Here is a 26,139-nt window from a genome sequence, read left to right on the forward strand (position 1 = left end):
GATAATTTTTTCCTAATAAAATAAGGTAGGGGAAACTAAATAAATTTTACAGTATAGTTTTTTTCACTATGTAATGAAGAAGTGCGTACTTGTTCAAATTTTTCATTTCGCTATTGATAGGATTAAATGATTTTTACAAAGGATTGTATGCAAATGAGAGTATCAGCCGTTCGGTATTATCATCATACCATTAGCTCTTGAATCAAGGAAAAAGGTATTAGGTAGTAAAGGATTAATTTGGGGGATTGTTGTTATTTTTATAAGTGTAGTGACTGTGTATGAGCCAGGTGGGAAGGTCAAAATGCAGGAGCCGGCTAGTGCAAACAAGAAATCAACAAACACCGGTAACAAGTGGAGGCGACTAATGCCCGAGATGAAAAAATTTTTCATTGCTGACATATGCTTGTAAAAAGAAGCCATGCTTATCTTTAGCACGGCTCTTCTCATTTCCACCACTGCCACCATTTCTTTTGCTCTGCGGCTGCGATTTGCTTTCTTGTTTCTTCATCAATCATTAGCCCGCGTTCCTTCTCCTGGTGCTCCATCCGGTCTACATACTTCCATATTTGATTAATTTTCTCTTCTTGCTTAGCTTCCCGTACTGCCTTCTCCTTCAAAAGTTTGATTAATTCTACGTTTATTTCCTCCAAATGTTCTACACGATTCAATAGCTCATTAGTATTAGTATTCTGCTCAGCATCGCCATCATTAATTGTCTGTAAGGGCACTACTTCCTTAAAGGTTACCGAATTATTTTCTTCAGTAACCAGGTTATTTTCTTCATTGGCCAATGCCATTACTGCTTCGACAGAACGGTCCATCGTCATACCCTCTTGTTTAGTGAATTCGATTATTTTGCGGAGGGTGAGAATATCCTTATCAAAATATGTTCTATGTCCTCTACTATTACGCTGAACGAGATACCCATGACCTTCCAAGTGGGTAGCATACTTCCGTAATGTAATTGCATCAATTCCAAGCAATTCCTGTACGTCACTAGGTGTATATATGATCGTCATAACACTGCACCTCCAATTTAACATTTCTATAAATCATTGAAAATTTCCTTTTATTTGTTAGAAAATCAATCTTCTGAACTATATAGATGTTTTCTTTATTTAATGGTCAACTCAGTCACTGATGATCAGCAATGGGAATTATAGGTTAAGCATTATATGGAAGGATTTGGCTAAAAAAGTTAGAATGTCTGAGATATATTCTCGAGTTTGGATGACATTCCTTAATACAGCAAAATACACCGTTTTTTCGACTTTGTGTGACCCAGCATTCAATGATAAGATGAAACCTACATTAAAGAACAATTCGCCAAGTGAAAAAAACTGAAAGGAATGATTTTGTTATTAATCATTTACAATTAAGTTATACGAGCGAAATGGAAAAAGCGATGCGTAGTGCCCATGGAGTAGGTTATGAAGACTACAGTAGAAATCATACAGTGAGAATGAGAGTCGAAAAACGCCGTAAAAAGGACTATATTAGGTGTCGTAGAATGACTGCGGATTTAGACAGACTTGCTCATTATAATAATCGCTTAAAGGTATGAATAAAAGGGAAACCAATGTGAATAAACCACACTGGTTTCCCTTTTTTTACTTTTAAATAATAGGCTGTGTTAAAGATTAATGTTGATATTAACACTCTGTTGACCTTCGTTTCAGGCACGAAGACTCCTGCGGGNNGGCTCCCCGGCACGCCCGCGAACCGCTTGTGCCTGGAACGGAAATCAACAGACATGTTTAACACAGCCAAATAATAAAAAAGAGAAGACAGTTTCAGTAATTGAAGGTGAGTTTTTTTTACTATTTTTTTATCAGATAAATAGGTGTATCTTAACTGGACAATATATTTATAGTTAAGTAGACTACAACTAAATCAAAAATGCCGCCTTTTTTTCGATCTGGAAAAAAATTTTTGGTCTGCGATTATTGGAAAGCATCAGGAAAAATCCTGCCACCTAAATTACTATAGAGGAGAAATGAACATGTTAGAATTTGATACATCTATGGACCAACTCGCCACGATTAAAGTCATCGGTGTAGGCGGCGGGGGAAATAACGCCGTGAATCGTATGATTGAAGAAGGCGTTGAGGGTGTAGAATTTATTGCCGTTAATACCGATGCACAAGCTCTTCATCAATCTAAGGCAGCCGTCACAATGCAAATCGGTACAGCATTGACAAGGGGTTTGGGAGCAGGAGCAAATCCGGAAATAGGCAGAAGAGCTGTGGAAGAAAGTAAACAGCAAATCAAGGAAGTGTTGGAAGGCGCAGATATGGTTTTTGTTACAGCAGGAATGGGCGGTGGAACAGGAACAGGCGCAGCGCCTGCCATTGCTGAAATTGCCCGAAATCTTGGTGCGCTGACAATTGGGGTTGTAACACGTCCGTTTAAATTTGAAGGCAAAAAGCGTGCAACGAACGCAGAAAATGGAATTAGCGGTATGAGGGAAGCGGTAGACACCTTGATTATTATTCCTAACGATCGCTTATTAGAGATAGTAGATAAAAAGACACCGATGATTGAAGCTTTCCGTGAAGCGGATAATGTACTACGACAAGGTGTTCAAGGAATTTCCGATTTAATTGCTGTACCAGGTTTAATCAATCTAGATTTTGCTGACGTGAAGACGGTTATGTCCCATAAGGGAACTGCGTTAATGGGAATTGGGATTGCCAAAGGTAAAGATCGTGCTGTTGAGGCTGCACAGAAAGCTTTAAATAGTCCATTACTTGAAACTTCGATTAATGGTGCTCATGGTGTAATCATGAACATAACTGGGGGGAATAATTTAAGTCTGTTTGAAGTACAGGAGGCAGCAGATATCGTTGCTTCTGCTTCTCATGAAGAATTAAATATGATTTTTGGTTCAGTTATAAACGAGAACTTAGTTGAAGAAATTATTGTGACGGTTATTGCCACTGGTTTCACTGAGAAAGAAGATATAATAATTCCAACAGCTACCCAGCCGTCAATTGAAGAAATACCCAATCCATATCAAAGGGAGCAACGAGTACAACGTAATCCAATCCACCGAAGTGAACCAATGCAAGATTATGACAGACACCCAGAACAGCCAGAAGAATCTCTAGATATTCCAGCGTTCTTGCGTAATCGAAGAAGACGATTTTGATATAATAGAAAATCCCTAAGCGGTAGATATACAAATTCTATCTAGCTTGGGATTTTTTTATTGTTAGTATTAATATGGCAGGGTTTTCATCATTTCAATTACCTCATTAATCAATCGTTCGAATTGATTATGTCTGTTTACTTGCCAATACCATGCTCATTTCCCCTCCAGGAGCTTGAACGGAACGAATTAATACTTCTGTACTATTTCTATGATTAAATCTAATGAATATTGCGAATTTTTATGACTTTTATAACTCTTGTAATAATGCAATACCATTCTAGTATGTTATAATACTATCAAATTAAAATGAGGCGGGAGGGAATGTTATGATTATTCGAAGCAAAGCGAATGTGGAGCAGTTTTGTGAGAGATTTGGTGATTTGGCGAGCTGGGATGGTTCTAAACACTACATCGCCATAGAAGATGAAGAAAATAATGGAGTACTTACGTTTATGCAATATCCTGATGGTACACTGACTGCACATAGGAAATACCAAACGTATTGGGATATAAAGGAATTCCCAGTTGATACTAAAGATATTTGGCGGTATAGAAAAGTAATAAATTATTTCTTGAAAAATACTGATAATTAATATAGGCGACTCTGATTTTTCGGAGTCGTTTTCATCTTCTTGCAAACTCTATTTGTTATGCATTAAACACTTCATTTATGAAAAACTACAAAAGAGCCAAAACATTGAAAGAAAGAGGTGAAAATGTGAATGTAACAAATCCTACAGATTATGAAGTACACCTTTTTCATGAAGGAAGTTTGTATGAAAGCTACAAAGTATTTGGTGCTCATCTTGAAACGCAAAAAGGGGTAAAGGGTACTCGCTTCTCTGTTTGGGCTCCTCATGCTATTGAAGTTAAAGTGGTCGGAAACTTCAATAAATGGGATGGCAGCAATCATGGAATGTCTAAGCTCAATAACGAAGGAATATGGTCCATATTTATACCAGGCCTCCTAGAAGATGAAATCTATAAGTATCAAATTTATACAGCCGCCGGAAATACGTTCTTAAAAGCAGATCCCTATGCATTTTATTCAGAGCTCAGGCCTCATACTGCTTCTGTTATTTATAATATTGAAGGATATAATTGGAAGGATCAAAAATGGTTCGAAAATAAAAGAAAGAAAAGTGTTTACGAAGAACCACTTGCCATTTACGAGGTTCATTTAGGTTCTTGGAGGAAAAAGGATAAGGAAACATTTTATACATATAGAGAGTTAGCTGATGAACTGATTCCATACGTGCTTGAGCATCATTTTACACATATTGAAATGATGCCGCTCGTTGAACATCCGTATGATCGTTCATGGGGATATCAAGGAACAGGATACTTTTCTTCGACAAGTCGATATGGCAGTCCACAAGATTTAATGTATTTTATCGACCAATGCCATCAAAACGGTATCGGTGTTATTCTTGATTGGGTTCCTGGACATTTCTGTAAGGATGCCCATGGTTTATATATGTTTGATGGTCGGCCTGTCTATGAATATAAAGATGTATTTGTCCGAGAGAATGAGGTGTGGGGAACAGCAAATTTTGATTTGGGGAAAGGTGAAGTAAAAAGCTTTTTAATTTCTAACGCCTTATTCTGGATGAAATACTACCACGTTGATGGATTTCGTGTGGATGCGGTTGCCAATATGCTGTACTGGAATGCAGGGGGGATTTTTCAAAAAAATGAATATGCAGTTTCCTTCTTACGAAATCTGAATAAAGTGGTTTTTGAGACCGATCCAACAGTCTTAATGATTGCAGAAGATTCGACAGATTGGCCGCTTGTTACAGGACCTACTTATGAAGGGGGTTTAGGCTTTAACTATAAATGGAATATGGGTTGGATGAATGATATTTTGAAATATATGGAGGCGGAACCTCGGGATAGAAAGTATTTGCATGATAAAGTAACTTTCTCTATTATGTATGCTTACTCTGAAAACTTTGTCCTACCATTCTCACATGATGAAGTTGTACACGGTAAAAAATCACTTTTAAATAAAATGCCGGGCGATTATTGGCGGAAATTTGCCCAGCTACGCTTATTATATGGGTTTCTAATGGCACACCCAGGTAAAAAGCTCCTATTTATGGGTGGAGAATTTGGTCAGTTTGATGAATGGAAGGATTTAGAGGATTTAGATTGGGAATTACACGAATTTGAGATGCACCGCGTTTTACATCATTACTTTAAAGAATTGATGCAGTTCTACAAACGTACGAAAGCATTGTGGGAGCTAGATCATTCAAATGAAGGATTTGAGTGGATTGATGCTAATAACAAAGATCAAAGTATTTTCTCTTTTATAAGAAAAGGAAAAAATCAAAGTGATCTTCTTATTATCGTTTGTAATTTTACCGAAATCGTATATGAAAACTTTAAAGTTGGGGTTCCATCCTACACCTATTACCATGAAATTTTTAATAGTGATGCGGTTTCCTTTGGTGGCTCTGGGCAAATAAATAAAAAGAAGATCAAATCCGTTGATAAAGCGTTTCATAACCAGACAAGTCATCTAGAAATGACGATCCCGCCTTTCGGTATATCCATCTTACGACCAGTGAAAACAAGAAAGGGGAGTAAAAGATATGGGAAAGAAAAAACAGTGCGTAGCCATGCTGCTAGCAGGCGGTCAAGGTAGCCGATTGAGTGCACTAACAAGAGATAAAGCAAAGCCGGCGGTTTCATTTGGAGGGAAATATCGAATTATTGACTTTCCATTAAGTAACTGCACAAACTCAGGAATTGATACGGTTGGAGTATTGACTCAGTATCTGCCCCTTGTATTGCATACTTATATTGGAATTGGAAACGCCTGGGATTTAGATAGAATTAGTGGCGGCGTTACCGTTTTGCCTCCCTATTCGGAGACGGCAGGTCTTAGGTGGTATAAAGGTACGGCGAACGCGATTTATCAGAATATAAATTATTTAAAACAATACAATCCAGAATACGTCCTCATTCTGTCTGGAGACCATATTTATAAAATGGATTATTCTAAAATGCTCGATTATCATATTGATAAGGAGGCAGATGTTTCCATCTCTGTCATTGAGGTGCCTTGGGAGGAAGCAAGCCGTTTTGGGATTATGAATACAAATGTGGATTTAGACATTATTGAGTTTGAGGAAAAACCGAAAGATCCAAAAAGTAACTTAGCATCGATGGGAATATACATTTTTAAATGGCCGGTTTTAAAAACCTTTTTAGAAATGGATGATAAAAACCCTGAATCATCCAATGATTTTGGCAAGGATATAATTCCACTACTACTCGAAGAAAAGAAAAAAGTTGTGGCTTATCCATTCAAAGGTTACTGGAAGGATGTTGGGACTGTAGGCAGCCTGTGGGAGGCGAATATGGACTTATTAAAAGAGGAAACGAACTTGGATCTTTATGACCGGAATTGGAGAGTCTACTCGGTTAATCCAAACCATCCGCCACAATATATCGCACCGACTGCTCACATCGAAGAATCATTAATAAATGAAGGCTGTATTGTAGAAGGGACAATTAAGCATTCCGTTTTGTTCCAAGGAGTTACAGTGGAAGAAGGAAGTGTCATCCATGACTCTGTGATCATGCCAGATGCCCGAGTCGGGAAAAATGCGGTAATTGAGCGCGCTATTATCGCTCCAGGAATGAAAGTGGAGGACAATGCCGTAATTCGCCATTCAAAGAACAGTGATGCCGTCATATTGTATGCGGAGGAAGATTAGTTAAAAATTCAGAAAAGGAAGGGCGATTCTATGCCGTGCTCAATGCTTGGAATTATTAATGCAACTAATGAATTTGACACGTTTAAAAACCTAACTGCTCATCGGTCTCTCGCATCACTTCCCTTTGCCGGCCGATATCGATTAGTCGATTTTATGTTATCAAATATGGTGAACTCAGGCATTACGAATGTAGCTATTTTTACGGGAAAAGAAGTCCGTTCACTGATAGATCATTTAGGATCCGGTAAACAATGGGACTTGGACAGAAAGCGTGATGGTCTGTTTGTCTTTTCTCCTGAGGGCACTTCCAGAATCGAGCGATTTGGTTCCTTTGCCCATTTTGCGAAAAATATTACTTATTTTTTACGAAGTAAACAAAAATACGTAGTAATTACGAATTGCAATACAATCGGGTCTATTGATTTTTGTAAAATATTAGATCACCATATCGAAAATGAAGCAGATATTACTGAGGTTTTTCATAATGGACAATCGCTGCAAACTTACATTTTGGATAAGAATTTATTACTCTCTCTGTTTGAACAATACAAAAATCAAGGATATTACACGATTTTTGATGTTATACATGATAAACGTCATAAATTTAAAATTAATATGTATGAATGGGCTGGCTATATTACCACAATTGACTCTCTCCAAAGCTACTATCAAAATAGTTTAGATTTGCTGCAGCCAACCGTATGGAAGCAGGTTTTTACTAAGAATGAGCCAATCTTTACGAAGGTAAAGGATGAGCCGCCAACACAATATAAAAATGCTGCAAAGGTTACGAACTCGATGATTGCAAATGGTTGTATTATTCAAGGAGAAATAGATAATAGTATTCTTTTCCGTTCGGTTAAAGTTGGAAAAGGAGCTGTGATTCGTAATTCTATTATTATGCAGAAGTGTCAAATAGGAGAGAATTGTATTCTAGATAGTGTAATTTTGGATAAGGATGTCAAGATTGATAATGGTGTACAATTGGTAGGTACGAGAGAGAAACCCTACCTAGTAGAAAAAGGGAAAGTCCAAAAGGGGCGTTGAGAATACGTGAAAGTTTTATTTGCAGTATCAGAGTGTGTTCCGTTTGTCAAAACAGGGGGCCTTGCGGATGTAGCGGGTGCACTTCCTAAGGCGTTAAAAAAGTTAGGGACTGAAGTACGTGTTATTTTACCAAATTACAGTTTAATTCCTGAGAAACTTAAAAATTTATTTCATTTTCAACAAGCGATAAATGTACAGGTAGGATTTCGCAGTCAATACTGCGGTATCCTAACTGCTGAGCATGATGGAATAACCTATCATCTGATTGATAACGAATATTATTTTTTTCGAGATTCCTTATATGGTCATTATGATGATGGTGAACGATTCTCATTTTTCTCTAAGGCCGTTCTAGAGTGTATTCCGCATCTCGATTTTATTCCAGATGTGATCCATTGCCATGATTGGCATACGGGAATGGTAAATTTTGTATTAGATGCTAATTATCGTCATATACCAATGTATAAGGATATTAAAACAGTCTTTACGATTCACAATTTACAATTTCAAGGGATTTTTCCATATGAGGTGATGAGTGAGCAGCTAGGATTAGGCCATCAATATTTTAATAGTGAACAACTTGAATTTTATGGGAATATTAGCTTTATGAAAGGTGGCATTATTGCATCTGATATTGTAACCACTGTCAGCCCAACATATAAAGAGGAAATTCAAAATCCATATTTTGGGGAAAGACTTGATGGGTTATTACGAAAATATAGTCATAAGCTAATTGGAATTGTAAATGGAATTGATGATACAGCCTATAATCCTAAAATAGATCGTGATATTGCTCTACCTTATGACCTCGAATCCCTAGAAGGCAAAGTGGAAAATAAACAAGAATTACAGCAATATTTTGGGCTGCCAGAAAAAGAAAGTACGCCAATCATTGCCATGGTCACACGCTTAACAAGTCAAAAAGGCTTGGATTTAGTACTCCATGTATTTCAAACTATGATTCAGGAAGATATCCAATTCATAGTGCTTGGTTCAGGAGACCCTACATATGAAAACTTCTTAAAGCAAATGGCACATAAGTATCCGGATAAAGTACGAGTATACTTGGGCTTTAATGAAACGCTGGCACATCAAATTTATGCGGGGGCTGATTTATTTTTAATGCCTTCACAGTTTGAACCCTGTGGATTAGGACAGCTTATTGCCTTACAGTACGGAACAATCCCCATTGTCAGAGAAACCGGTGGCTTAAATGATACCGTCCATTCTTTTAATGAATTTACTGGTAATGGTAACGGCTTCACTTTTAAGAATTTCAACGCCCATGATATGCTCCATACCATTAAAAGAGCCATTTATTTTTATCATCAAAAAGAATATTGGACTAACTTAGTAAAAAAGGCAATGGGTCAAGATTACAGTTGGTTGCAATCTGCTAAGGAATATAACGAAATTTATGAGGATTTACTGAAGGACATAAAATAATAAACAAATAAATTATGAAACTAAAGGGAGACCAATGTCAATAAACATAGGTCTCCTTTTTACTTACTAATCATATGCATGTCCTTCAAGAAGATGTTTATCCACATTCGCGGCAAGGTTATGCATAATTATTTTTCCTAACTTTGTTCATAAGAAGCAAGTTAGAAGAATAACATCAATATAGCGTGTGGATTACTATTTGGGAGGAATAAACATGAATGATGTCTTTGAGAAAACTGCTAGATTCGAACACCGATTCTGGCTCCAAATATTAGGTGATCATTCAAGGTTTATATACGAATCGTTAGCCCCCGTTCAAACAGAGGAAATTGAAACGGCTTTAACGTTTATAAGAGAATTTGACACATTACTTGAGCGTACGAAATCCGCAAATTTATGGACATTATCCAGGGAAGCTGAATCCGAAGTTATAAAATTAAGAGAATTTAAATTGGAATTATTAAGAAAACATCTGATTGGAAAAATAAAAATTCACCTTTCGCCTACCTTTATAAATCATATGGTAAATGAATTAGAGGAGTATTTAAGAATTTTAGAGCACTTAAAGGCTGGGGAAGTCCCGCCTGTGTATCACGAGCTCCACCATCACCTATTATGGTTATTGGATGCGGCAGGGCATGCAGAAGCAATATCCACCAATTTAGATGGTGTTGAAAAAAAACTTAGAGAAAAAAGCAATTCATATTTGAAGAATTTTGAGAATTTCTACTTAAAATCCGTGGAACTTGCAGGGTATTTAAGAACCAATTTAGCTTCTTTTCCTGCTTTGGATAAAATGAACTTAGACAGTCAATTAGAAATTAAGTTATTTCAAAACTTTCTACAGGAAATAGAAGAACTTAGACTAAGTAAGCAAGCATTAGGTACCTTTGCCCCCTTAATGGCGGATCATATGTACCGTGAAGAATGTTATTATCTAATGAAGTTAGCAGAATCGACAAAACTTGATCCACCCAACTGTGATCCTGCTAAACCTAGACTAAAATAATGAAAACTAAGCATCAACAAAAGAGAGGGGGAAAGTATCCGCTCTCTTTTGAGTTTCTGTTGCCTTATTAAAAGCATGTAAACGATTGGATTTGTCATAAGCTTATTTATTCATTAGTTATTTACCTATCAACTTGTACTTTCGTATAAGTGTATTTATTTTTCAGCAAAACTCCTTCCAGACCTAAAAACGGTGTCATCTAGGCATTTACCTGCATATGGTAAATCAAGTCATACAAATGTTTGAAGGGGGGATCTATTTGTACAGGCAATTTCAAGAACAAACCTTTGTTAATGATACTTATCCTGGAAACTTTATGTTGCTTGGCATGAGGAAAGGTGATGTTACAGGTGACGGTATAGCAGATTACGTCTATTTATATGGAAGAAAAAACGGTGAAACTGAAGTCTTCGCTGATCAAATTACACTAGTCATTCAAGACGGGCGTTCGAAACGGATTTCATCTATTAATCTTCAAAATAATGCTGGATACAATGCTCAGCTTTTTCTCGGGGATTTTTCTAATGATAATATATTGGATATTTTGGTAAGTATTGAAACGGGGGGAAGCGGAGGATACGGTATTTTCTATATTTACTCCTATAGAAATAATATCCCTATGCTATTGTTTGATGTTGAAATATATAATAAAAGTTATAGATTCAAAGTCAATTATGAGGATTTTTATAAAGTGACTGTGGGAAGCCCTTCGTTAGATTTGCTTTTCACCCTAGACATTAGTTACAAAGGTTATGATTATCTATCTGAGCTCTATGATGAAAATGGAAAATTAAAACAGCCAGTTCAGGGCGAGGTTCTTGCAGCAACAGCGTTATATCCCATTGTTACAAATGGAAAAGGAATAAATTATGATTTACTTGTTCTTCAACGGATTATTGGTACGTCTAATGCGGATACATTAGGTTATGTCGAAAACCTTTTAACATGGAATGGAACTCAATTTATATCCACATCATTGGCAACAGAGATTTTTGGAACAAAGTTAAGCAGTACGTACTAGTGTCGAGCTGCATTTTTTATCAGCATAGGAGGTAAATGGATGACAAAATTTTTTTCGTTTCATGGAACTGTCACCATGATTACTGACCTTGTAGGTCAACATGGTACAGGAGAAGGCTGTAATAAATTAATATCTGTAGAAAATGGCACGGGAGCAATTGTGAATTTCGTGGTGTCATCCACGACTTATTTTGTTGACCATGCAATTGTGGCTATAGGAGATCGCGTGACTGGTTATTATGACGGAAATGCACCTGCTATTCTTATTTACCCTCCACAATATCCAGCGCTTGTCATGGTTAAAGATAGCCCATATCAGAATGTAAAAGTTGATTACTTTAATAGTGAATTGGAGAGTAGTGATGGACGGTTACGATTAAATATATCTCCATATACCCAAATACTTTTAACAAATGGGCAACCCTTTACAAGAAACCCCGCGAACAGGGATCTTATTGTCATTTATGGACCAGCCACCAAAAGTATCCCCGCCCAAACCACACCTTATAGAATTATCGTTTTGTGTTAGAAATGGTAAGAACATTGTACAAGGTTTTTTCCATAATCTATAGTATCAATCCACGAGGGTGTTCATTATGAGAAGTAAAAGGGAAATTCAAGGTCAACCCCAAACAATGATTGGTCAAGCATGGACCGGTAGACATGTGATCTTGCTCCACTGTACAAACCATAATCAATTCATAAATCTTTATAAAAGTTACCATGCTCCAATTGAGCCGCCACGGCAAAATTGTGCAGAAACGTTGTCACAATTACTAAGTATCGGTTATCGCATTATGGCGGTCACCCCCATCTCAGCCAATCATATTCAATATTTTTTGGTCCTAGGAGATTAAGAAAAAAATGAACCCCTTCACGAATGAGGTGGGTTTATTTTTTGTTCTCCAATCTAGGCCCTGAAAATATGTATTGACAAAGTGATTGAATACTACTAAAATTAAAAATTATTTAACAATAATGTAAAATTTAAGATTTGATGATGGTTGAATAATTTTTAGCGGGGATTTGAACCTTTGGTTCTTCTATTCAAAATTAAATAATAAGCAAGCTATGATTGTTATGGGTCAAACTATAGCAGGAGCAGCTTCTGGAGAGACCGCAGAAATCTGCGGCGCCGAAGGGTTCACAATCTCAGGCAAAAGGACAGAAGAGTACATATTTTATTTGTTATTCTAATAAAAGAGTAATAAATATTATTTGTTATTCTTTTGACCATGAGATTGGAGCTGATCCAGTCTCTTTTTTTATGGTTTTTAACCTTTTGCTCATCAATTCACAACTTGAACTTTACAAAAATAAGGAGGAAATGAAAATGGCACAGCAAGAATTAAAACGAGATTTAAAAGATCGTCATGTACAACTCATTGCGATTGGCGGTACGATTGGTACAGGTTTATTTCTTGGTTCAGGAAGAGCGATCCAGTTAGCAGGTCCATCTATCATATTTGCTTATTTAATCGTCGGTATTGCTTGTTTTTTTGTGATGAGGGCACTTGGGGAACTGCTATTATCGAATGCGGGCTATCAATCATTCACGGATTTTGCGGAAGAGTACATTGGACCGTGGGCTGGTTATGTGACAGGATGGACGTATTGGTTTTGTTGGATCATGACCGCCATGGCTGATATTATTGCTGTGGGGGTATATGTGCAATATTGGTTCGATATTCCGCAATGGATACCTGCTTTAATCTGCTTAATTGTATTATTGGGATTAAATTTACTAACCGTAAAGCTATTTGGAGAGTTAGAGTTTTGGTTTGCAATCATCAAAGTAATTACCATTCTAGCTTTAATCGTAATAGGAATCATTTTATTGGTTATTGGATTTCAAACCGATTCGGGAACAGTTTCAATCAAGAATCTCTGGGGACACGGTGGTCTTTTTCCAAATGGGATATCAGGTTTCTTTTTGTCTTTTCAAATGGTTGTTTTTGCATTTGTAGGTGTTGAATTAGTAGGTGTCTCCGCAGCGGAAACATCTAATCCTCGAAGAAATATTCCATCTGCCATTAATAAAATCCCGTTGCGAATTCTATTTTTCTATGTGGGAGCCCTTTTCATTCTTTTATGTATCAATCCTTGGACTGAACTGAATGCAGCTAATAGTCCATTTGTTAAGACGTTTAGCTTAGTAGGAATTCCAATTGCAGCAGGAATTATCAATTTTGTTGTCTTAACATCAGCGGCATCAGCGTGTAACAGCGGATTATTTTCAACCAGCCGAATTTTGTTTAATTTAAGTGGTCATAAACAGGGACCTGCTAAATTCGCTAAATTAAATAAAAACCATGTACCAAGTAACGCATTATTTATTTCCACACTTGTTCTATCAGCCGGTGCTCTTTTAAGTAAACTGATTCCAGAACAAGCCTTTGGTATCGTGACAACGATCAGTGCGATTTGTTTTATTTGGGTTTGGAGCATCATATTAATTTGTCATTTGCGCTACCGGAAATCACGTCCTGATTTACATGAAAAGTCGATTTTTAAAGCACCGTTCGCACCGTTTATCAATTATGTCGTCCTAACGATATTTGCACTCATTCTTATTATTATGCTATTTGCCGAAGCAACTCGTACCGCTTTATTATTAACACCTGTTTGGTTCATTCTTTTATTCATTTTATATTCATTTAAAAAGAAAAAGGGTGTCAGACTGATGTCTCAAAACATACACTCTTCATAATAATGTTTTTTCGATAGTGAGGAGTGTCCGTTATGAAGTTTGAGATGCAAAAGGCGAATTTGCTTGCTGAAAATATTAATGGATTTATAACATATGTTCAAAAAAGTCATATCAATAAAAACAGCAACAGGTTTACACCAGACAAATTGTTTCAAATAAAACTTCTTATAGAAGAGTATAAGTTTCAGATCCTTTCAGATGAATTGTTTAGAATTAATAAGTTTGATTGGGATGAAAAGTATACGTATTATTTAGTGGATCAATTTAAAGAAGGGCTCAAAATTATTGAGGAATACGTAAAAAATAGTTACGATGAATTATTTCTGTTAACTGGCAGACTTTACACGTTAAAGAATCTCAGTGAATCATTTAATAGAAGTGAATAATGTGATGACCTTCTTTCCAAAAGAAAATACTAGTTATTTCTTATTGTCACATGAAAATTATCGTGATACTATTAGTTGAAATTAAATTCCTTTAAATTGGTCCAGAGAGGCCAAAAAGGCAAAAGTAAAATTCATGTATACTTTGTTACGTATATGAATGCCCTTTTGTCCTTTGGATGAAAGGGCATTTTATTTTTGCCAACTATCTTTTAATCATAGTCCAGAGAGGCTTGAAAGGAGAACGACAGAAATGGATTATCGCAGAAAAACAGTAGTCGCATCAGTTGCAGGGTTAACATTAGAGGGCATGGATATCATGTTCATCTCCTTTGCCATGTCAATGATTATTGCTCAGTTTCATATTGACATGGTGGCAGGCGGTCTCATTTCTTCAATTACAAATCTAGGAATGCTAGCTGGGGGAGTCATTTTCGGTATATTAGCAGATAAATTTGGGAGAGTTAAAATCTTTACTTACACAATTCTACTATTTGCTATCGGGACCGCATTAACCGGCTTAGCCGAAAATATTGAACAAGTTTACATCTTTCGATTTATTGCCGGCTTAGGTGCAGGAGGGGAATACGGGATCGGTATGGCGCTTGTAGCGGAAGCGTGGCCAAAAAATAAACAAGGACGAGCTTCTTCTTATGTCAGCGTTGGTGCTCAATACGGTGTGATTCTTGCTGCTCTTCTTAGTGCAATCATCCTTCCTTCATGGGGCTGGAGGGGATTGTTTTTCACCGGATTGGTTCCGGTTATCTTCGCCTTTATCGTAAGAAAGAAATTGGATGAATCACCTGAATGGTTGAAAACCCAGAATAAAAAACAACTTGTGCCCAGAGAATGGAAATTAAAGCAATTGTTTGCGACGCCAAGAACCTCAGTAACAACGATTGCTCTAGCGATCATGGCAACTGTCCAAATTGCTGGATATAATGGTTTGATGATTTGGCTTCCATCTATGCTGCAACAATCCCAAGGTTTGTCGGTTTCAAACTCTGCCCTTTGGACGATTAGCACTGCGGCTGGTATGATTGCAGGAATGTTAACCTTTGGACACTTTATCGATCGCTTTGGGATGAAACGCTCATATGGAATCTTCTTATTCGCATCAGCAGTCGCTGTCTTTTTATATGCCTATGCGTCAGGGAGTGCGGGTCTATTAATCGGGGGTGCAATCGTCGGGTTCTTCTCGAATGGTATGTTTGCGGGTTATGGGGCATTAATAAGCAGTTTCTATTCAGTAGAAATTCGAAGCACAGCAACCAACACAATCTTTAACTTTGGACGAGCATTAGGAGGATTATCTCCAATATTAGTAGGATATATCTTGCAGCATGCTAATGTTACGGCAGCAATGGGATATCTCGCACTACTCTACTGTATCTCCTTTATCGCAATGATTAGCTTGAAAAAAGGAAAAACTACTGAAGTACAAGACATTAGCTTATCTAAAGCAGTTTAAAATGAAAGAAGGAAACATTCAGGCATTGGGATTTTAAAATCCAATGCCTTTTTCAACTAGTCTAATAGCAAATTATTCGTTAACATTTACCTTTATATTAGTTGGTCGCCTCCAAACAATTAGACCAGCAAACATAAGATAAAATAACACTGTTTTTTCATAGTCTATTTGGATAATAGAAAAACATTGCGGAGAATTGTGTGAATTATTTGTAAAAAGATAATAATAGAGTAATAATGAATTAATAATTACTTACGATGAGAGGATGTATAATCTTTGGAATGGAAAAAAGCTCTGAGAGACCTTCTGCCTGATGAACAAATAAGTGAAAATCCTACCATTTTAGAACATCATAGCAAGGATGAATCGTATCATCAACCTGTAAAACCAGATATCGTGGTTTTCCCTAAAAGTAAAATAGAGATTTCAGAAATTATGAAAATAGCATATAAGTATAAAATACCAGTTGTCCCTTTTGGGGCCGGTTCCAGCCTAGAAGGACATCCAATCCCCGTTTCAGGCGGAATCTCAATGGATTTTCAATTCATGAATCATATCATTGAAGTTAGGGAAAAGGACCTTCTTATAAAGGTGCAACCGGGTGTTACTCGTAAACAATTAAATAAGGCACTTAAAAAGTATGGTCTCTTCTTTCCAGTTGACCCTGGTGCAGACGCGACGATTGGCGGGATGACGAGTACGAATGCCTCAGGTACAACCACTGTTAAATATGGTGCCATGAAAGATGTAGTTAGAGGACTTGAAGTAGTTTTAGCAAATGGGGAAATAGTAAACCTAGGCGGGTTAGCAGCAAAATCTTCTTCAGGGTATAATTTAACACCTTTATTTGTTGGCTCAGAAGGAACATTAGGAGTTTTTACTGAAATCACTTTAAAAGTTTTTGGAATTCCGGAAGCGACACTTGCATGCAGAGCTGTCTTTCCTTCTGTCGATCATGCGATTAATGCGGCGAACGCTATGGTCTCCGCGGGCATCCCCATAGCCCGAATTGAACTTGTTGATGCTCGTTCTATGAAACAAGTAAATGTACATAACGGAACTTTATATCCTGAGCAGCCAACACTATTTATGGAGTTCCACGGAAATGAAGAAGGGATTAAGGCCGATGTTAAATTTGCGAAAGAATTAGCAGATTTAGAAGGTTGTTGTCAATTTGAATACGAAACAGACTCTCTGAAAAAAGCGAAGTTGTGGGAGGCGCGTCATACCCTTGCATATGCCTTTAAACATGGTTATCCAGCGAAGAAAAATATGAGTACGGACGTGTGTGTTCCATTATCCAAGCTGCCTGATGCCATTTCTCATGCAAGTATGTTACTCGAAACTTATGGATTGGTTGGCGGTATCGTTGGTCATGTTGGAGATGGAAACTTTCATGCATTAATTATGATTGATCCGAAGGACCATGTTGAGTCAGATATGGCACATACCGTTAACCAAAAAATTGTAGAATTTGCGATTGAATGTGGTGGAACAGCTACAGGCGAACATGGAATTGGACTTGGAAAAATTGACTATCTATATAAAGAACATGCTAGTTCTATTCATCTAATGAAAATGATAAAAGACCAATTTGATCCACTTGGTATATTAAATCCTGGGAAAATGTTTAAATCACAGTAGGGCTAATATATTGATATATTCGAAGATTTTACGAATTTTCGGAAATTAGGTTGACATCGTTGGACAAACCGTGATATAAACACAATAAGAAATTTTAGCGCTTAAAAGCATAAAAGTGTGAAATAATATTGAAAAAGTGAAATATACAGGGGGAAATACGATTATGGAACAAAGTAGCAAAATTTTAGACTGTACCATTCGAGATGGAGGGCTAGTTAACAATTGGGACTTTAGTGTCGAATTTGTTCAAGACTTGTATGAAGGTCTTAGTGCTTCAGGTGTTGAATACATGGAGATTGGTTACAAAAATTCTCCTAAACTTCTTAATGCGACCGAGCCAAATCCATGGAGATTTCTTGATGATAACTTCTTGAAGGAAATTATCCCTGTGAAAAAGTTCACCAAGCTATCAGCTCTAGTAGATATTGGGCGTGTAGATCCCAACGATATTCTCCCTCGTGAACAAAGTGTTCTAGATATGATTCGTGTGGCTTGCTATATCCGTGAAGTGGATAAGGGCTTAGAACTTGTCCAGATGTTCCATGATTTGGGTTATGAAACTTCCCTTAACATTATGGCATTATCAAGTGTACCTGAACAACAGCTGATTAAAGCGTTTGAATTGGTGAAGCAAAGCCCTGTTGATGTGGTCTATATTGTTGATTCTTTTGGTAGTCTAGACCCAGTAGATATTGAGCATCAAGTAAAGAAATTCAAAGAGATGATCCCTAACAAACAACTGGGAATCCATACACATAACAATATGCAGTTAGCCTTTGCCAATACTTTAACTGCACTTAGAAATGGGGTTACCTACTTGGATTCGTCTGTATATGGCATGGGCCGGGCAGCAGGTAACTGTAATACAGAACTTCTCGTTAGCTACATCCAAAAATCAAGCTACGAGATTAAACCAGTTCTTGGAGTTATTGAGAAACATATGCTTGAAATGCGTGAAAAGTGGGAGTGGGGCTATATCATTCCTTATATGATTTCAGGTGTACTGAATGAACATCCACGTGTGGCCATGGCTTACCGTGACAGTGCCGACCGTGATAAATTCGTCGATTTTTATGACAAAGTAACATCACCCGAAAGTACAGTGGCTACAACTTTAAAATAGTTTAAATTACTCAATGTACCTCTTTCGTAGGGGTACTTTTTTTATTTTTACTAACGGCAACTTCCACAAAGAAATCTGAGCCTTAAAAGGATATAATGAATTTTGTGCGATTCCACGCAGTTCAATAAGGAGGTATGCCACCTGAAATCCAAAAACATATCGCTACAGATAAAAATATTTGGGCTTGTTCTATTACTAGGGTTATTTTTAATCATTTTGTTAACAGTATTTTTCAGTTATATGGAAAGTAAACAAATAGAGGAAAACAGGGGCAGGATGGCGCTTGAAATTTCAAGAACGGTTTCATTTATACCCACGATTATTTCTTCGGTTCAGACAAGTGATCCATCCAAAACAATACAGCCTTTAGCAGAGAAGATTCGGAATGAAACCGGTGCAGAGTTTGTTGTCATCGGAAACAAAGAGGGGACAAGATTTTCGCATCCTTTACCATCGATGATTGGTAAGAAAATGAAAGGTGGAGATAACGAGAGGGCAATTAAGCAAGGGGAATATTATGTGTCTAAGGCTAAGGGTTCACTCGGGCCTTCAATAAGAGGGAAATCACCTATTTTTAATAAAAAGGGTGAAGTGATCGGAATCGTTTCTGTAGGTTTTTTGCTTGAAGATGTCCATCAGCAAATTATGAATAATCTTAACAAGGTACTTCTTGTATCTCTTTTTGCATTTTTGGTTTCTCTTTTTGGGAGTATCCTTCTGGGAAAAAATATTCGTAAAGATACCATGGGGTTAGAACCTTTTGAAATTGCTGCACTATATAAAGAAAAGAATGCAGTGCTGCATGGAGTGAAAGAAGGGATTTTAGCAATTAATAAAGAGGGATTCATCACGATGATGAATCAGCCAGCTAAAAGACTATTACAAATAAACGGGTCAGTCCGTCATATAAAAGTAGATGGCCTGTTTCCTTCTGATTATTTATATGAAGTTTTAAAATCAGGAAACCCACAAGTTGATAAAGAAATGGTCTGGAAAGATAAAACTGTTATTGTCAACTGTACTCCACTCTTTGAAGAGTCTGGCGTAAGTGGAGTGGTTGCTTCTTTTCGTGATAAAACAGAAATTGAGCAAATGTTAAACACCCTATCAGAAGTAAATAGCTATTCGGAAGATCTTCGTGCGCAAACACATGAATATACCAATAAGTTATATGTGTTATTAGGACTTCTACAGCTAGGAGAAACCGAACAGGCCATTGAAATGCTCCAATCTGAAACACAGGTGTTGCAATTTCAGAATTCTATTGTTTTTAACCATATCAAAGACACGAAAGTCCAAGCTATTCTGTTAGGAAAATTGGGTAAGGCTTCTGAAAAGAAAATAAAGTTTGAGATCATTTCTGATAGCTTTTTAAAGGAATTGCCATCCCATTTTAAACTTTCGAACTTAATTGTAATTCTTGGAAACCTAATTGACAATGCATTTGAAGCTGTTTATGGTGTGGGTTCTCCCACGGTAAAATTCTTTGCTACAGATATTGGCAGTGATATCATATTTGAGATTTCGGATAATGGGAAAGGAATAACTGATGTGGAAATTCCACTCCTTTTTTCAAGAGGGTTTACATCTAAAGAAGGGTCTGAGCCGAGGGGATTTGGCCTATCCAATGCAGAGGATGCTGTGTTGGAAATGAATGGTATGATTGAGGTGCAGAGTACCAAGGAAAGTGGAACTATTTTTACCGTATACCTGCCGAAGGAAATTGAGAGGAGTGAAAAACTTGAATAGGATAAAAGTAGCGATTGCAGAAGATGATTTCCGAATAGCCGATATCCATGAAAAATTTTTAAATAAGTTTAAGGAAATCGAGGTTGTGGGAAAGTCATTAAATGGTGAGCAAACTCTAGACCTGCTAAAGGAGAAAATCCCCGACTTATTGATTCTTGATGTCTATATGCCAGATATGCTAGGGTCTGATTTGCTTCCCATCATTCGAGAGCGTTTCCCAAAGATAAGCATTATTATGGTCACAGCTGCGACTGATAAGATTTTCCTCGAAAAAGCTTTAAGCTACGGAGTAGAAAATTATTTAATTAAACCTGTAAATAGAGAAAGATTTGAAGAAGTGGTCTTAGAATTTATTAAAAAACACTCTATTCTATCGTCAGGCCAAGAGGTTGACCAGAATTATGTTGACCTCCTGTTCGGTAAAAATACGACTGAAAAGTTGGGGAAGGGTACTGGATTACCTAAAGGAATTGATGAAATTACCCTTGAAAAGGTGAAAAACACTCTTCAATTGAAAAAACAGAGTCTTTCTGCTGAAGAAGTGGGAAAGGAGATTGGTGCATCTAGAATTACAGCACGGAGATATCTTGAATATCTTTCCTCTATAAAAGAGGCAAAAGCGGAAGTGGTGTATGGAATTGTTGGGAGGCCGGAGAGAAAATATTATTCTGTTAAGTGAGGATGCCAATTGGCATCCTTTTTGCGTGTTAAGATATCCGTGAACAAAATGAACTAAATATAGAATAATGTACGATAATAACTTTATTTTGGAAACGTTTTCACCTTAGAATATTTAGATTATTATTAATTTACTAACAAAAGGGGTGAAGATGATGCTGGCAACTTTAGGATTTTTAATGATTTTTATTTTTATGATACTTATTATGACAAAACGTCTATCAGCTATGATCGCTTTAATGGTGGTGCCGGTTGTATTTGCATTAATAGGTGGATTTGGAAAAGAATTAGGACCAATGGCGCTTGAGGGGATTAGAAGCGTAGCACCAACAGGAATCATGATTCTTTTTGCCATTCTCTTTTTTGGAATTTTGATAGATGCAGGTGTATTTGATCCGATCATCTCGACAATCTTGAAAGTCGTAAAAGGGGATCCTGTAAAAATAGCGATTGGAACAGCAGTCCTTGCGTTATTAATTTCCCTTGATGGTGATGGAACGACTACATATATGATTACCATTTCAGCAATGCTTCCTTTGTATAAACGTATTGGCATGAGACCTCTGGTCCTGGCAGGAATTGCTGTATCTTCTTCAGGTGTGATGAACCTTCTTCCATGGGGAGGACCAACTGCTAGAGCAATGACAGCACTTCATCTTGAGATGGGGGATATCTTTACACCGGTAATCCCAAGCATGATAGGCGGTGTGTTGTTTGTATTATTTATGGCTTATTGCCTTGGTAGAAAAGAGCGCAAACGTGTAGGAGTTGCAGAAATAGATTATAGTACGATGTCAATGATGGCAGCTACTTCTGAGGATGCTTATCTGAAACGTCCAAAACTAATCCTTGTAAACTATCTATTAACTGTTCTACTTTTAGTTGCTTTAATCCAAGAATTACTGCCTTCTACCGTATTGTTTATGATAGGTTTTGCCATTGCGATTACGCTTAATTATCCAAATATACATGAACAAAAAGAACGAATCATGCACTACGCGGATAATGCATTATCTGTTGTTTCCATGGTATTTGCTGCAGGGATTTTTACGGGTATTCTTTCAGGGACGAAAATGGTGGATGCCATGGCACATTCGATGATTACTCATATTCCTGATGTTTTGGGCTCCCATTTTGCTCTCATTACAGCAATAGCTAGTGCTCCATTTACATTTTTTATGTCGAATGATGCCTTTTATTATGGAGTTTTACCATTGCTTGCTAAAGCGGCAAGTGTGTATGGAATTGATCCAGCAATGATTGGAAGAGCATCACTATTAGGATTACCGGTTCATTTATTAAGCCCATTAGTACCGTCTACTTATTTATTAGTTGGTATGGTTGGAGAAGATTTCGGCGATCTTCAGCGCTCATTTCTAAAATGGGCATGCGGATCTACAGCGGTGATGATTTTAGTTGCGGTTCTATTGTCAATTATTCCAATCTAAAAGTTAGATCATGGTCCAAAGACTCATATAAGAGTTTTTGGACTAAATTTGATTTTAAGGGAGTAGAATAAAGGAGAGTTTTATGGAAGTATTCTTACTTATTGTATTAAATGTCATTTTGCCTGTATTTGCCTTAATAGGAGCTGGTGTCTTTCTCCATCGGAAATTTAAGTTTGATATGAACACTTTATCAAAGCTAAATACTTACTTTCTCATGCCTTGTGTCAGTTTTGTCAATATTTATCAAAATAATGTTGGCGGAGAAACACTTTTGCATATTCTTGGCTTTTTAGTAATACAATGTTCATGCTTAATGATCATAAGTAGTCTAATATCAAAGGTGGCAAGATTTGATAACGGACTGTCTTCCACTTTTAAAAATAGTGTCGTCCTAAATAATTCTGGAAACTTTGGTTTACCTGTCAGTCAGCTCGTTTTTCAACATAACCCATTGGGTGCATCCATACAAATTGTTGTCATGATTTTTCAAAATTTGCTTACCTACACATATGGATTACTGAATTCTGTTTCCGTTGATCAAAATGGATTGAAAGCAATGAAGGAGTTTCTAAAAAGCCCCGTCATATATGCCTTTTTATTAGGATTGTTCCTCCATATGTATCATATCGACGTCCCAACTTTTCTATGGACTCCAATAAACAATACTTCCAATGCATTTTTGGCAGTGGCGCTAATTACATTAGGGGCACAAAGTGCTTATATAAAAATCAGTCGTTTCTCATTGCCGCTGATTTTAAGTTTATTTGGTCGTTTAATCTTATCTCCAGCCATTGCATTTATTATTATTTTAACTTTAAAGCTGGATGGAACTACAGCACAGGCGTTGTTTATAGCAAGCTCGTTTCCAACATCAAGGAATAGTGCTTTGTTCGCATTAGAATATGGAAATCATCCAGAATACGCTGCACAAGTTGTTTTGTTATCTACTTTACTTAGCGCGATTACAGTAACCACAGTTGTATTTTTATCGACAATTTTATTTTAACTTTTTGAAGACCGTTTATTATTTAAACGGTCTCGTTATTTAATAACTATATTGTTAAACTCTATAACATTAAATATAATTAGAATAGTTTGATAGTTAATTAGAATAAAACAACCTTAAGAAGAGGGTAATGAAATGTATGAATAAGGAGTTAATAAAAAACCCAAATTTAAGCTATCAGATTGCAGAGCAGAAAGCTGCTCATTATTTTCATTCACTTTATAAACAGGTTGTAGAAAAGAACTATGTTCAGACGATCACAAAAGATATTCAATCCTGGAAACGGAACCATATCCATCATTCTATATTATCCTTCATTTCTCGTGGCAAGGGAAAACCTGATTCTCGAGCTTATCACAATTATATCCAATGGCTAAATTACACTGGTAAATTAGATAATTACTTAGATCGGAGCATTTCTTATATTTTCATGCGCGATTTAGGAAAGGCCCTTGATTCTCCAGAGACACAGACAAGAGTCAAACGTGTTGTTGACAACTTGAAAAATCAACTGATTCATTCAGGTTCTCCAGAACGAAAGACAAATAATGAGATGTTTAGTATGGCGGGATTATACCGTATGGCCCAAAAGGAGGGCATTGAATCCACACTGATTTGGGTATTTAACAAACTCAAGACTGTCTCTGCTAATATTCCAAACGGGATGGATGCTGAAAATGCTCAGCGCAAGCTCATTAAAATCATCGCTGGGGTATTCATGAATGAAATGGAAGAAATGGGGGATGAGTTATCCGCTGAAGAGCGCTCACAGAAACTTGCTGATGCAATTAGACTAGGATATTCCTATGGTTTGACCTATCCCTTTATTGACGACCTTCTTGATGCAGGAATCTTATCTATAGAAGAGGAAAAACAGTATTCCAATTTGATACGCACCAGTCTCATTACAGGAATCGTTCCTAAATTAGGTAATTGGACAGGAAAAAATGTGAATCTGATCCGATTTATTCATTCCGAACTTCGGGATGCCTTTGAGTACATAACATCTAGTCTGCGACTAGAAACTAGACAGAAGTTTTTCGAGCTGGCCTACGTGTTTTTTCATTCTCAGGAAGTAGACCGTATAAAGGATTTATCCAATCCAACTTACACAAATGAAGAACTATATATACCAGTCATTTTAAAATCCTCTTCATCTCGATTGATTGTTCGCTCGGTCATTAATGCTCCAGAAGATGAAGGCATTGATAATCGCACCTTTTTTTACGGTATTTACAACCAGCTTGCGGATGATTTTGCTGATATGTATGAAGACTTGAAAGATGGCAGGGTAACACCCTATACCTATTATTTAAAATATCATGATCAACGTGCCGATTTGATTAACCCGTTTGAATTATACTGGACTGTTATTTCCAACTTGATCCATGAGGTGTATCATTCAGATAGCAAGGCCTGTGAGGTGATTCTCGATCGGGCAATAAACGGCCTTAAGCGCTATAAAGAACGTATGGGCAGAGATAAATATAAAGAAGTGATGCAGCTTTTTGCTGCTGGAAATCCTGCATTTAATCGTGTCATTCAAAAAATGGTGCGTAAAGCGGATGATGTTGATTTCTTTGATAAACTACTCCGAGACCATATGATAATAACGCTGAGGAATCAACGAAACGAGCAGGAAATTTTTAAAGATACGGTTGAATCCATTCGCAGTGAGATCAACCAAATCTTGAAAATCCATAAAACTAAGGACGTTGAGCCACTAATTGATGCTGCCAATTACAGTCTTGAAGGGGATGGAAAGCGATTAAGGCCCATCATGACTTGGGTTATGGGAGTAAACGAATATGGACTAAATAGATCTGCCATCGTGCCGCTTTTGAAATCATTAGAATATATGCATACGGCTTCCTTAATCTTCGATGATTTACCATCCCAGGATAATGCCTCTACCCGTAGAGGGCGTCCAACTCTCCATCAGGTTTTTAACGTTTCGATCGCGGAGTTAACGGGCCTTTTCCTGACTCAGAAAGCTATTGAAGAACAAGCATCTCTTGACCAATTTGATTCAAACATTGTCCTTCAATTAATCCACTATTCGGCAGAGATGACGGCAGTTATGTGTATGGGTCAAGCGATGGACTTGAATTCTAAAGGGAAACAATTGACGTTGGAACAATTGAATACAATGTGCTTTTATAAAACGGGTTTAGCATTCGAAGCATCGTTGATCATGCCTGCTATACTTGCCCGAGTGCAGGAGTCCGAAATAGCCGCTTTAAAAAAATTCGCCCATCATGCCGGAATTGCTTTCCAGATAAAGGATGATCTGCTTGATGTTGAAGGGGATACGAATTTATTAGGAAAACCCATTGGCAAGGATGCAGAAAACAATAACTCGACTTTTGTGTCTATTCTAGGTTCTGAAGGGGCTAGAAAAGAGATGTGGGAACATTACTGTCAGGCAATGGAAGCATTGCAGGAGATACCGCGCAATATTTCTTTTTTAAAGCATTTATTAAATTATATAGTAAATCGTGACCATTGATAGTGGTCTTT

The 26,139-nt window shown here is 37.1% G+C and carries 22 protein-coding genes and 1 riboswitch; of the genes, 21 read left to right on the plus strand and 1 reads right to left on the minus strand.

Annotated features, from left to right (window positions below):
- Nucleotides 1-443 precede the first annotated feature (443 nt).
- Nucleotides 444-1,019: a MerR family transcriptional regulator gene (locus COJ96_RS18020; RefSeq protein WP_180230170.1), complete on the minus strand. Its 576-nt coding sequence runs from the start codon at nt 1,017-1,019 to the stop codon at nt 444-446.
- Between the two features lie 386 nt (nt 1,020-1,405).
- On the opposite strand from COJ96_RS18020, the gene COJ96_RS30125 reads away from it, so the two are divergent.
- The 21 genes from COJ96_RS30125 to COJ96_RS18125 all read left to right on the plus strand — a co-directional run bounded on the left by COJ96_RS30125 (nt 1,406) and on the right by COJ96_RS18125 (nt 26,128).
- A complete protein-coding gene (locus COJ96_RS30125; protein ID WP_483861185.1) occupies nt 1,406-1,564 on the plus strand; it encodes a YuzK family famiily protein in 159 nt (52 codons plus the stop codon).
- A 438-nt stretch (nt 1,565-2,002) separates the two neighbouring features.
- Complete coding sequence (gene ftsZ / locus COJ96_RS18030; RefSeq protein ID WP_098575194.1) at nt 2,003-3,151, plus strand: cell division protein FtsZ; 1,149 nt, start codon at nt 2,003-2,005, stop codon at nt 3,149-3,151.
- 329 nt (nt 3,152-3,480) lie between these two features.
- Nucleotides 3,481-3,747: a hypothetical protein gene (locus COJ96_RS18035; RefSeq protein ID WP_098575195.1), complete on the plus strand. Its 267-nt coding sequence runs from the start codon at nt 3,481-3,483 to the stop codon at nt 3,745-3,747.
- A gap of 125 nt (nt 3,748-3,872) precedes the next feature.
- Complete coding sequence (gene glgB / locus COJ96_RS18040) at nt 3,873-5,807, plus strand: 1,4-alpha-glucan branching enzyme (RefSeq protein WP_257148556.1); 1,935 nt, start codon at nt 3,873-3,875, stop codon at nt 5,805-5,807.
- Nucleotides 5,755-6,885 (plus strand): glucose-1-phosphate adenylyltransferase, encoded by a 1,131-nt coding sequence (locus tag COJ96_RS18045; protein WP_098575197.1) that lies wholly within the window; start codon nt 5,755-5,757, stop codon nt 6,883-6,885. The genes glgB and COJ96_RS18045 overlap by 53 nt, the downstream gene beginning before the upstream one ends.
- Nucleotides 6,886-6,915: 30 nt before the next feature.
- Nucleotides 6,916-7,932 (plus strand): GlgC family sugar phosphate nucleotidyltransferase, encoded by a 1,017-nt coding sequence (locus tag COJ96_RS18050; protein ID WP_098575198.1) that lies wholly within the window; start codon nt 6,916-6,918, stop codon nt 7,930-7,932.
- Between the two features lie 6 nt (nt 7,933-7,938).
- Nucleotides 7,939-9,378: a glycogen synthase GlgA gene (gene glgA, locus COJ96_RS18055; RefSeq protein WP_098575199.1), complete on the plus strand. Its 1,440-nt coding sequence runs from the start codon at nt 7,939-7,941 to the stop codon at nt 9,376-9,378.
- 214 nt (nt 9,379-9,592) lie between these two features.
- A complete protein-coding gene (locus COJ96_RS18060; RefSeq protein WP_098575200.1) occupies nt 9,593-10,387 on the plus strand; it encodes a DUF2935 domain-containing protein in 795 nt (264 codons plus the stop codon).
- A gap of 259 nt (nt 10,388-10,646) precedes the next feature.
- Complete coding sequence (locus COJ96_RS18065; RefSeq protein WP_218936516.1) at nt 10,647-11,408, plus strand: VCBS repeat-containing protein; 762 nt, start codon at nt 10,647-10,649, stop codon at nt 11,406-11,408.
- A 39-nt stretch (nt 11,409-11,447) separates the two neighbouring features.
- Nucleotides 11,448-11,936, plus strand: coding sequence for a hypothetical protein (locus COJ96_RS18070; RefSeq protein WP_098575201.1), 489 nt, complete (start codon nt 11,448-11,450; stop codon nt 11,934-11,936).
- A 67-nt stretch (nt 11,937-12,003) separates the two neighbouring features.
- Nucleotides 12,004-12,264 (plus strand): hypothetical protein, encoded by a 261-nt coding sequence (locus COJ96_RS18075; protein ID WP_098575202.1) that lies wholly within the window; start codon nt 12,004-12,006, stop codon nt 12,262-12,264.
- Between the two features lie 241 nt (nt 12,265-12,505).
- Nucleotides 12,506-12,585: riboswitch (glycine riboswitch) on the plus strand.
- 155 nt (nt 12,586-12,740) lie between these two features.
- Nucleotides 12,741-14,117 (plus strand): amino acid permease, encoded by a 1,377-nt coding sequence (locus tag COJ96_RS18080; RefSeq protein WP_098575203.1) that lies wholly within the window; start codon nt 12,741-12,743, stop codon nt 14,115-14,117.
- A 32-nt stretch (nt 14,118-14,149) separates the two neighbouring features.
- Entirely contained in the window at nt 14,150-14,503 is a 354-nt protein-coding gene (locus COJ96_RS18085; protein WP_098575204.1) for a hypothetical protein, read from the plus strand.
- A gap of 250 nt (nt 14,504-14,753) precedes the next feature.
- On the plus strand, nt 14,754-15,971 hold the full coding sequence (locus tag COJ96_RS18090) for an MFS transporter (protein WP_098575205.1): 1,218 nt from the start codon (nt 14,754-14,756) through the stop codon (nt 15,969-15,971).
- A gap of 276 nt (nt 15,972-16,247) precedes the next feature.
- Nucleotides 16,248-17,615 (plus strand): FAD-binding oxidoreductase, encoded by a 1,368-nt coding sequence (locus tag COJ96_RS18095; protein ID WP_098575206.1) that lies wholly within the window; start codon nt 16,248-16,250, stop codon nt 17,613-17,615.
- 163 nt (nt 17,616-17,778) lie between these two features.
- On the plus strand, nt 17,779-18,738 hold the full coding sequence (locus tag COJ96_RS18100; protein ID WP_098575207.1) for an aldolase catalytic domain-containing protein: 960 nt from the start codon (nt 17,779-17,781) through the stop codon (nt 18,736-18,738).
- Between the two features lie 102 nt (nt 18,739-18,840).
- Nucleotides 18,841-20,487 carry an ATP-binding protein gene (locus COJ96_RS18105; protein WP_306460601.1) on the plus strand — a complete coding sequence of 549 codons (1,647 nt, stop codon included), beginning with the start codon at nt 18,841-18,843 and terminating at the stop codon, nt 20,485-20,487.
- Nucleotides 20,480-21,166 (plus strand): response regulator, encoded by a 687-nt coding sequence (locus tag COJ96_RS18110; protein WP_098575208.1) that lies wholly within the window; start codon nt 20,480-20,482, stop codon nt 21,164-21,166. The genes COJ96_RS18105 and COJ96_RS18110 overlap by 8 nt, the downstream gene beginning before the upstream one ends.
- 154 nt (nt 21,167-21,320) lie before the next feature.
- The gene (locus COJ96_RS18115) at nt 21,321-22,613 is read left to right on the plus strand and encodes a CitMHS family transporter (protein WP_098575209.1); all 1,293 of its coding nucleotides are present in this window, start codon (nt 21,321-21,323) and stop codon (nt 22,611-22,613) included.
- Between the two features lie 82 nt (nt 22,614-22,695).
- Nucleotides 22,696-23,619, plus strand: coding sequence for an AEC family transporter (locus COJ96_RS18120; RefSeq protein WP_098575210.1), 924 nt, complete (start codon nt 22,696-22,698; stop codon nt 23,617-23,619).
- Nucleotides 23,620-23,758: 139 nt separating this feature from the next.
- Entirely contained in the window at nt 23,759-26,128 is a 2,370-nt protein-coding gene (locus COJ96_RS18125; RefSeq protein WP_373561713.1) for a polyprenyl synthetase family protein, read from the plus strand.
- Nucleotides 26,129-26,139 lie beyond the last annotated feature (11 nt).

The sequence above is a fragment of the Bacillus sp. AFS073361 genome, assembly GCF_002567005.1.
Classification (GTDB): domain Bacteria; phylum Bacillota; class Bacilli; order Bacillales; family Cytobacillaceae; genus Neobacillus.